Origin of the sequence: Bacillus sp. ISL-45, assembly GCF_018613195.1 — a bacterium.
Classification (GTDB): Bacteria; Bacillota; Bacilli; order Bacillales; family Cytobacillaceae; genus Mesobacillus.
Genome location: NZ_JAGGQQ010000011.1, coordinates 348,386 through 356,473, shown reverse-complemented (window position 1 = coordinate 356,473; position 8,088 = coordinate 348,386). Strand labels below are relative to the sequence as shown.

At 39.0% G+C, this 8,088-nt stretch carries 10 protein-coding genes; 3 read left to right on the top strand and 7 right to left on the bottom strand.

Going from position 1 to position 8,088, the window contains the following annotated elements:
• Positions 1-61: 61 nt before the first annotated feature.
• Positions 62-250: a hypothetical protein gene (locus tag J7E35_RS16610; RefSeq protein WP_214781531.1), complete on the top strand. Its 189-nt coding sequence runs from the start codon at positions 62-64 to the stop codon at positions 248-250.
• Positions 251-447: 197 nt separating this feature from the next.
• Here J7E35_RS16610 and J7E35_RS16605 read toward each other — a convergent pair whose 3' ends face one another.
• The 4 genes from J7E35_RS16605 to J7E35_RS16590 form a co-directional block, all read right to left on the bottom strand.
• Positions 448-1,743: an MFS transporter gene (locus J7E35_RS16605; protein ID WP_251041036.1), complete on the bottom strand. Its 1,296-nt coding sequence runs from the start codon at positions 1,741-1,743 to the stop codon at positions 448-450.
• Between the two features lie 187 nt (positions 1,744-1,930).
• Positions 1,931-2,164 (bottom strand): group-specific protein, encoded by a 234-nt coding sequence (locus J7E35_RS16600; RefSeq protein ID WP_214781529.1) that lies wholly within the window; start codon positions 2,162-2,164, stop codon positions 1,931-1,933.
• A gap of 123 nt (positions 2,165-2,287) precedes the next feature.
• Positions 2,288-3,019 (bottom strand): ZIP family metal transporter, encoded by a 732-nt coding sequence (locus J7E35_RS16595; protein ID WP_214781579.1) that lies wholly within the window; start codon positions 3,017-3,019, stop codon positions 2,288-2,290.
• A gap of 90 nt (positions 3,020-3,109) precedes the next feature.
• Positions 3,110-3,493, bottom strand: coding sequence for a VOC family protein (locus J7E35_RS16590; protein WP_214781527.1), 384 nt, complete (start codon positions 3,491-3,493; stop codon positions 3,110-3,112).
• 88 nt (positions 3,494-3,581) lie between these two features.
• Between J7E35_RS16590 and J7E35_RS16585 the strand changes: the two genes are divergently transcribed.
• A complete protein-coding gene (locus tag J7E35_RS16585) occupies positions 3,582-4,094 on the top strand; it encodes a CBO0543 family protein (RefSeq protein ID WP_214781525.1) in 513 nt (170 codons plus the stop codon).
• 165 nt (positions 4,095-4,259) lie between these two features.
• Positions 4,260-5,210: a magnesium/cobalt transporter CorA gene (gene corA / locus J7E35_RS16580; protein WP_214781523.1), complete on the top strand. Its 951-nt coding sequence runs from the start codon at positions 4,260-4,262 to the stop codon at positions 5,208-5,210.
• 222 nt (positions 5,211-5,432) lie between these two features.
• On the opposite strand, the gene J7E35_RS16575 is transcribed toward corA, so the two are convergent.
• The 3 genes from J7E35_RS16575 to J7E35_RS16565 all read right to left on the bottom strand — a co-directional run bounded on the left by J7E35_RS16575 (position 5,433) and on the right by J7E35_RS16565 (position 7,883).
• Positions 5,433-5,627, bottom strand: a complete 195-nt coding sequence (locus J7E35_RS16575) for a hypothetical protein (RefSeq protein ID WP_214781521.1) — start codon at positions 5,625-5,627, stop codon at positions 5,433-5,435.
• Entirely contained in the window at positions 5,620-6,750 is a 1,131-nt protein-coding gene (spoIIP, locus tag J7E35_RS16570; protein ID WP_214781519.1) for a stage II sporulation protein P, read from the bottom strand. Before spoIIP ends, J7E35_RS16575 begins: the two co-directional genes overlap by 8 nt.
• A 194-nt stretch (positions 6,751-6,944) precedes the next feature.
• Positions 6,945-7,883, bottom strand: a complete 939-nt coding sequence (locus J7E35_RS16565; RefSeq protein ID WP_214781517.1) for a magnesium transporter CorA family protein — start codon at positions 7,881-7,883, stop codon at positions 6,945-6,947.
• Positions 7,884-8,088 lie beyond the last annotated feature (205 nt).

The following is an 8,088-nucleotide window of genomic DNA, read 5'->3' as shown; positions in this document are numbered from 1 at the left end:
TAGTGAATTAGAAAAGCGGAAGCGCCTCGGTCAGCCCCGAAAAGCGCTGGAGGGCCTGACAGTGAAGTCGTTCTTTGACTTCATTGGCAGGGCCGAACTCGAAAAGTATAGCCGACTGCTTAGAAACGCAGAAACTGGAGACTCCGACCCTGCCGGCGGAGTTGAAGTTTCGGAGTTTCTAGGAGGCGACACTAGACAATTCGAAAAGCGGAGGCGACTGCCCAACTCCGACAAGCGTTGGAGGGCCTGACAGTGAAGTCGCTCTTTGACTTCATTGGCAGGACCGAAACGTCTCGAGGAGTTAGGAGCCGCAGCTAGACAAGCGACTCGAGGGGCTAGGCGCTGGAGCTGGATTAAGAAAACTTCAGAGAGTTATCCACTACTCAATAACTTTTATAAATTCCTTAACCATAAAAAATCCCGGCCAGAAGAGACCGGGAATGATTTCTATCCTTGTTTTCCTATTTGAGTTGCCTGGTCCAGCAGATGGCGGTCCGCTTCCCTATCAATTTTCATATAGATATAGAATAGTAAAAATACAGCGCCAGATACCAATCTTAAGACTGCCGCAAGATTCATGGCCGTATCAATTGAACTTAATTGAAGCAGGTAAACCCCAACCTGCGGTGCAATAAAACCAATTATCGCTAACAGGATATTGTATTGTGCGATAAAGCTTCCCCGATTCTCCTCCTTCGTCACTTCCAGCAGCTGATTAAATAACAAAAGCACGGTTCCCGAAACAAACAGACCAGAAGTAAAGTTGACGAAGGTCAGGTAATACATATTTGTTGAGAGTATCGTTAGGAATGGGGCCGATGCCATTCCTACCGCTGTAATCGCCAGCATTTTTGCATTGCTGTGCTTGTCAGCCATCCTTCCCCACCACTTAAAACTGATGATCTGGCCAACTTGATTCGCCACAGTTATGATGCTGATCCAGAACCCAGTCATATGAGCGACTTTGATGTTGTAAATATTAAACAAAGGCCAGGCCAGCTGCCAGGCAAAGTTGAAGAACAAGCCGCAGATCAAGAAATAAATGAATGGTTTATGTTTATAAGCATCCCAGCCAAAATTAAATCGTTTCTTATCTCTAACAATTTCTTTCTTCTGTTCTATATGTCTATTTAAATACACTACTTCTACTATCCCAAAGAGGAATGCGAGAATGAAGAGGATTTGATATGGCAGTGGATCCGACTTATCAAACCATTGCAGCCCTACTCCAATCATCAATGTCGTAAACATACCAGCAATGGTCAGTATCCTGTTCCTCTCACTAAAAAAACTGCTCCTGCGGCTGTCTGAAATAAGGTCTCCGATAAATGACTGCCAGCTAAGCATCGCGAAGGAACCGGGAAGATTCATAAGGCCAATCAGTAATACAAATGTCCAGGCCCTGTATTCTTCCGGCAGGTAAATGACCAAAAACATTCCTGGCAAAAATAAACGAGTAAACAAAATCGAGGTACCAGTAAACCTCTTTTTTTCTCTCAGCCTGCCCATGATTACGGTAGCAAGGATCATAGCGAACATGCCAACTATTTGAGGCAGAGAACTGATTAACCCAACCTGATAATTCGTGGCACCAAGAACACTAATTGCAAATAATGCGAAGTAGTTATTGCTCATACTTGTGACAATTGTTGAAGCGACACCATTTATAATGCTATTCTTTTCATTCCTCTTAGTTATTTGTGAAGGACTTTCCATACATTCCTCTTCTTTCGAATCATTCAAATTATTTTGGATATCGAAATATCCACCTAATTTTACTCCTTCTGGTTTTTCCTGACAATATGTTTTTCTTTTACAAAATAAACAAAGAATCTTCTGGAAATTCATGTTTGCTTTCAATTCTTCTTTTGAGTTGTTAACTCTGAATTACTCCACAAAAAAAAGGAGCACATGGCCCCTTTGCACTCAATTATACATTCTTTAGAACTAAGTTCAATCTATTGTTCCGTTCGCTTCTTTCTTCCTCTGTCGCAAGGTCATACTTCTTTAACAAATGAAATACCTCGTTCAAGATGTCCTGGGTATGTTCTTCCTCAAAAAATCGGTTGAACAATGGATGCATGTCCTGTGGAAGGAATTCCTTTTGTGATTGATATTTTTCCTGGACATCCGTTTTGCTGTGGTCAATATTGCATTCTCCCATAAATGATCCCTCCTAGTATATATACCATTAGAATACCAGACTCTCTTCGTTTTACCCAAAATTTTTATTCCGGCCATTTCCTGTCTAATGGAAGTTTTATGGCCTCGAATTCAAGGTCTTTTACTAACCGAAATGTATAGTGAGGTAGAGCATTGAAATCAAGCCGAGGATAAATGAATACGTTGGAAATTTCACATGATGATCTTCCTGGCTTTCCGGGATCAGTTCTTTGTATATGACGAAGAGCATTGCCCCCGCGGCAAAACTCAATCCATAGGGTACAAGACCTTCCACTTCAGAAGCGAGGAAATATCCAATTGCTGCCGTTACTATTTCTACAGCTCCCGTAAAGGTAGCAATCAAAAGGGCCTTCATCCTAGACATTTTCTGATGGATTAAATAAAGTCCAACGAGAAATCCTTCAGGTGCATTTTGCAGGCCGATTGCAAAGGCAATGATTGAACCAAGATTTTCTTCCCCGGTACCGTAACTAACTCCGACTGAAAGCCCCTCGGGCAAATTATGCAGTGTTATTGCTGTAATGATGACTAATGTTTTTCGATTAACACCTGATAAAAATTTAAAGTCACTTGTGTCCAGATCTTCCGTCTTCGAATTAATAAAATTTAATACAAATGTCCCTAATAACATACCGATGGATAATACCCAGATATTTGATGATTTCAAAGATTCTGGTATCAAACTGAAGGTTGTGGCCGCCATCATTATCCCCGAAGCATAACCAAGGAGTAATGATTTTAACCTTGATGAGACATTATTTAGAAACAAAACTGGAAGTGCTCCGATTCCTGTTGCCATTGCAGAGATGACAATCCCTAAAAATGCTTCTGCCATAACTTTTTCCAATGCCTCCTAATTTACAAAAGTAAAATACTTTTCCCTTAAATCAGGAAGTTACACTTGGAAAAAATTTATCAATGTCGTTCATGGTGCAACCAATTCAACCTTCATGCGATCAGGTCCTTCAAAAAATACTGCATAGTGATCTGTTCCCCCTGCAAAAGGGTGTCTATCTTGATAAAGGATGGTAAGATCTCTTTCCTTAAGTTTTGCCGTCATTTGATCCACCTGTTCTCGTGATTCTGCATAAAAAGCAAGGTGATTCAAACCCACGCGGGATCGGTGATATCCAGATTTAATAAACTTTTCTTCGGCTTGTACAAAAACTATATAGGTCGTATTAAACTTCCAACTTATGCCCCTATCCCATTCCTGATAGACTTCATATTTCAACTCACTTAGAAACCAGCCCCAAAATTCACTGGCTTTATTTAGATCTGTTACATTGATTTCAACATGGTGCAGCATCTCAAACATCCTCCTGGCAAAACCTTGTTTTGTATTTTGAACCCTGCAATTGGAAAGACTATGACAAAATAAAAAAGGAAGTCATGTTATGTTTCTTGCTATTACTGTGGCGGTGGTTCTGATACTTGCTTATTTTTTGGTTGACTGGAAACGATGGGAGAATTTCTATCCAACGATTCAATTTTATATAATATGTAATTTAATGTATAACTTTATATTCTTCAATCATACGTTATGGGCTTATAAGCCAAAATCACCTTGGCTGAATCATACATTCATTGAGTTGGCATTTAGTTTGATCATCATCCCCATCGTGTTAATGATCTATCTAAAACATATCCCAAAAAAGTTTAAAAATACTCTATCCTATCTAGCTGCATGGGTAACTATATTTACTGTTGTTGAATACTTTTTCCAAAGGACTGGAATGTTTATTTATGAAAATGGATGGGGAATAATTAATTCGGCTCTCTTCAATGTCATTATGTTTTCTGTTCTCGGTATCCACTATAAACGGCCTTTATATGGCATATTGCTTTCTATTCCCATTATAGCAATACTGCTTTTTTTCCATCATCCTTCATTCGGTGACTTGAAGTAACCTTCCTGTCTCTGCCAATTAATATGCTCATGGCTTCTGCTTTGATTCCTGGACATCATTGCTAATATAATAGAAAGAGGTTATTAACATCTTTGACGATTGCTTGCTTTGTCTAATAAGCAATCATAATAAAATGGCCTAGATTACAGTTTTCCGGGAGAATTTATGATACGTACAATTTCTGTTAGTCCTTCAGGGGACATCCAAACTGGTCTAAGCATCGACGCATTGCTATCAGACACTAATCATTGGTATTGGATCGATTTCAGTGAACCTACTGATGAAGAAATCCGATTATTGAACGCGCCATTACAGTTTCACCCTTTATCCATTGAAGATTGTATCCATACACTTCAAAGACCTAAGCTCGATTATTATGATGATTATCATTTTTTTGTTTTTCAGGCATTGAACGGGGAGTCTATGCAAAAAGAAGAGGTTGATTTATTCCTTGGACAGAACTACATTGTTACATACCATAGCGTCCGCACAAGTGAAGTAGAAGATGTCTGGAAGAGATTAGAGTTTGCAAAGGCACCTGGTGAATGGAACCCATCGATTGTTCTCTATCATGTTTTGGATAAGATAGTCGATAATTATTTTCCTCATGTATATCGAATAGAGGATTTATTGAATGATATTGATGAGAATTCAGCCGACCGGTCAATGGAGGAACTTCTTGAAGACTTATTTGATACTAGACATGAACTGCTCTCATTAAGGCATACCATCACTCCAATGAGGGATTTGGTATACAGGATGATTAATTCTCATCGTCTATCAGGAGTGCTTGAACAAAAAGAATATTTCGCCGATATTCATGACCATTTATTGAGACTGGCAGAAAAGGTGGAAGCAAGCCGTGAACTGACAACAGATATGCGGGACAGCTACTTGTCAATCAATTCACATGAAACCAATAGGGTAATGAAAGTGCTGACTGTGATTACAACCATTTTCATGCCCCTCACCTTCATAGCGGGAATCTACGGGATGAATTTTGAGAATATGCCGGAACTCTCCTGGCAATTTGGATACTTTGGAGCATTGTTTGCCATGTTTGTCATTGGAATGACCATGTTCTTCTGGTTCAGGAAAAAGGGCTGGTTTAAATAAAGGGCTCTTTTCTCAAACTTTGTTGCTATTGACTACAAAATAGGATTGAATGACCTATGTTTCTTCACAAAATAAAAGCATCTTATGAGAAAAGAGCTTGCACACTTAATACCGACCTACAAAATGGTTTTTTATCACGTTAAAATCGGCTTTAGGATTTTAGCAGGCTCTTCACGAAAACAGCCAAATAATGCAAAAACCATTGAAGCCACAGCACAGGCTTCAATGGTTTTTTTCGTTCTGCTTTTCATCGTCCTGCTGCAGGTTTATAAAATCCTCGATCAGGCATTTACTGCTTACCATGATTCCTGATAAGAAAAATGTAAGTGTAACCGTGAACGGAAAATAATAATACGATAACAGCGAAGTGGCTATCGTCCATACGAGCCAGAGATATTTTTCATGATATTCAGCCATTGACTTCTTCCGCCTCCCAGTAAAGCTGGCTGATCGCATCTGCTAACGCTTCTATTGTATTCTTCAATTCCCTCATATTGTTGTCAACACCGCCAACCTCTACTACCAGTGTGTTTGCATGCAGATCCTGATTGTATATTCCATCTACGCCGATTCCCTTTTTGGGTAATACTCCCTTGCTGATGCCTGGATAATTCTTATTAAGGATTTTATGAAGGTCGTTTGCGAACTTCAGGTTCTTCTGAAAGTTCTTATTTTCCTCGCCTATTACAAAAACTAATCTGGCATAAGGCTCATTATTGATCGTTGTTGTGGTCGAATCCTTCCTTACAGAGTCTCGGTGAAGATCAATAAAATATTCTAATTTCTTATTGCCAGCCATTGCCTCTTGAACCAATGACCGAGAAACTTCGTATGACTTATGTGTCAGCCATCCTTTTTTATCCAGCTCCTGGCCTATATTGGTCTTATCTACGCTTGCTCCAATCCCTCGCTTCTCCAATTCCGTTCCGAGCAAATCACCAACAATGGTGATATTCGTCTTTCCATCAACAGCTTCATTTTCATTCTCTGCCCCTTCCAGTCCAAGCAATGGCAGGTAGGATTCCCAACTATGAGTATGATAAATGAATACCGATTTTTCTGTTGGTGATGAACCGGTATATATTTTCCCGCTGTTCAGCTCCTTCAATTCATTCGCTGCCATATTCCTTTCCTGCAGCAGAACCTCCATTGGAGGAGCAGATTCGATTGGGATATCCGTAAAATCAACACCTTCATCGGCAATTAGAAAGTTTGAATCAAATGCCATAAACCCTGGGATTCCAGTCCTGACCAGACTCCTAAGATCATTCATCTCAATGTTTGTAAGCAATTTGAATCCAGTAGAAAATATGGGTAAATCAGCATTGGACCCTGTCAATGCATGTCCAATCAATGGGTTCTCATAACTTATGATCCTCAGGAAAACTTCTGCTCCAATATCTCCGTTTACTTTGAATTTAAAAATGCTGATGTTCGAAGAAGAAATGAAACCGGCTATTAGAAAAAAACTGAATGTGCAAACAATAATAATTAAAGTTGAAACCATTTTTCTATAAAGATTGACCCATATTCCAGCCATTCAATCACCCTTTTGCATGTGATACCAATTTGCAAGTACACTCTCTGTTAATCCATAGATATGTACAAATGAAGATTTTAGACTAAGGCTCTTTCTCAAATTTTGTCGCTAGCGACTAAAAAATAGCATTGAATGACCAATTTTTACGAAAAGCCTAGACTAAAAAACGCCTGGACAGATGTCCAGACGCTCAGTTAGAAATATTTCTTTTTCCAAAAAACAAATGCGGTTAATCCGGCTAATAAGACGGCCATACTGATTGCCAGGATAAACGCATACGGATTGTGTTGAAATGGAAGATCAACGTTCATGCCGTAGAAGCTTGCTACCATAGTCGGAAACGATAGAATAATAGTAATGGATGTAAGAAACTTCATTACCATATTAAGATTATTTGAAATAATAGAGGCGAATGCATCCATCATTCCGCTTAAAATGGAGCTGTATGTCTCAGCCATTTCAATGGCCTGAGTATTCTCAATGATGACATCCTCCAGCAAATCTTTATCCTCTTCATACATTTTCAAATAATTGAAGCGCATGATTTTGGCAAGCACGACTTTATTGGATTTAAGTGATGTGGTAAAGTAAACCAAGCTTTTCTCTAATGCGAGAAATGCATACAATTCCTTATTTTTCATAGATTGATGCAGCTCGCGCTCAATCTCATTTGTCTTTTTATTGATTTGTTTCAGGTATCGCAAATAATAAATTGAAATCACATAAAGGATTTGCAGGGCAAATCTCGTTTTCTTAAAAGTATAAAATTCCTTTACTCTGTTTGTCTTGAATTCATTCAATACAGGTGTCTCTTTTAGAGAAACAGTTATGATACAATTCGGTGTTTGAATGATTCCAACTGGAATGGTTTCATAGATCGGGAAGCCAGATTCATCGTGAGTGATGTATGGATAGTCAACAATTATATAGACAATTCCGTCTTCCTTTTCAATTCTTGGCCGCTCTTCATCATCAAGGGCATCCTTTATAAAATCAACTGCGACTCCTGTTTCATTCGCCACTTTGATGATTTCATCTTCAGAAGGGTGTACCATATTAACCCAACAGCCTTTTATAATTTCTTCAACACGTGTTAAATGTCTTTCTTCACTGCTTTTATAGATTTCAAGCATTCGATCAACCTCCTCTTCAATTATTGAGGAAGCCAACTACCCTTTTTCAGAGTTGATAGTCTTGCAGCATTCAATTGTATCAAATCTAATAGATGATCGACTTCCCCGCACCTTTCGGGATCAGGTTCTTTTGAATAACCCAAAGATACCAACTCCTTTCTTTTTTCGCCTCTTACATCTTACTCCTGACAGGGTAAAACTACAA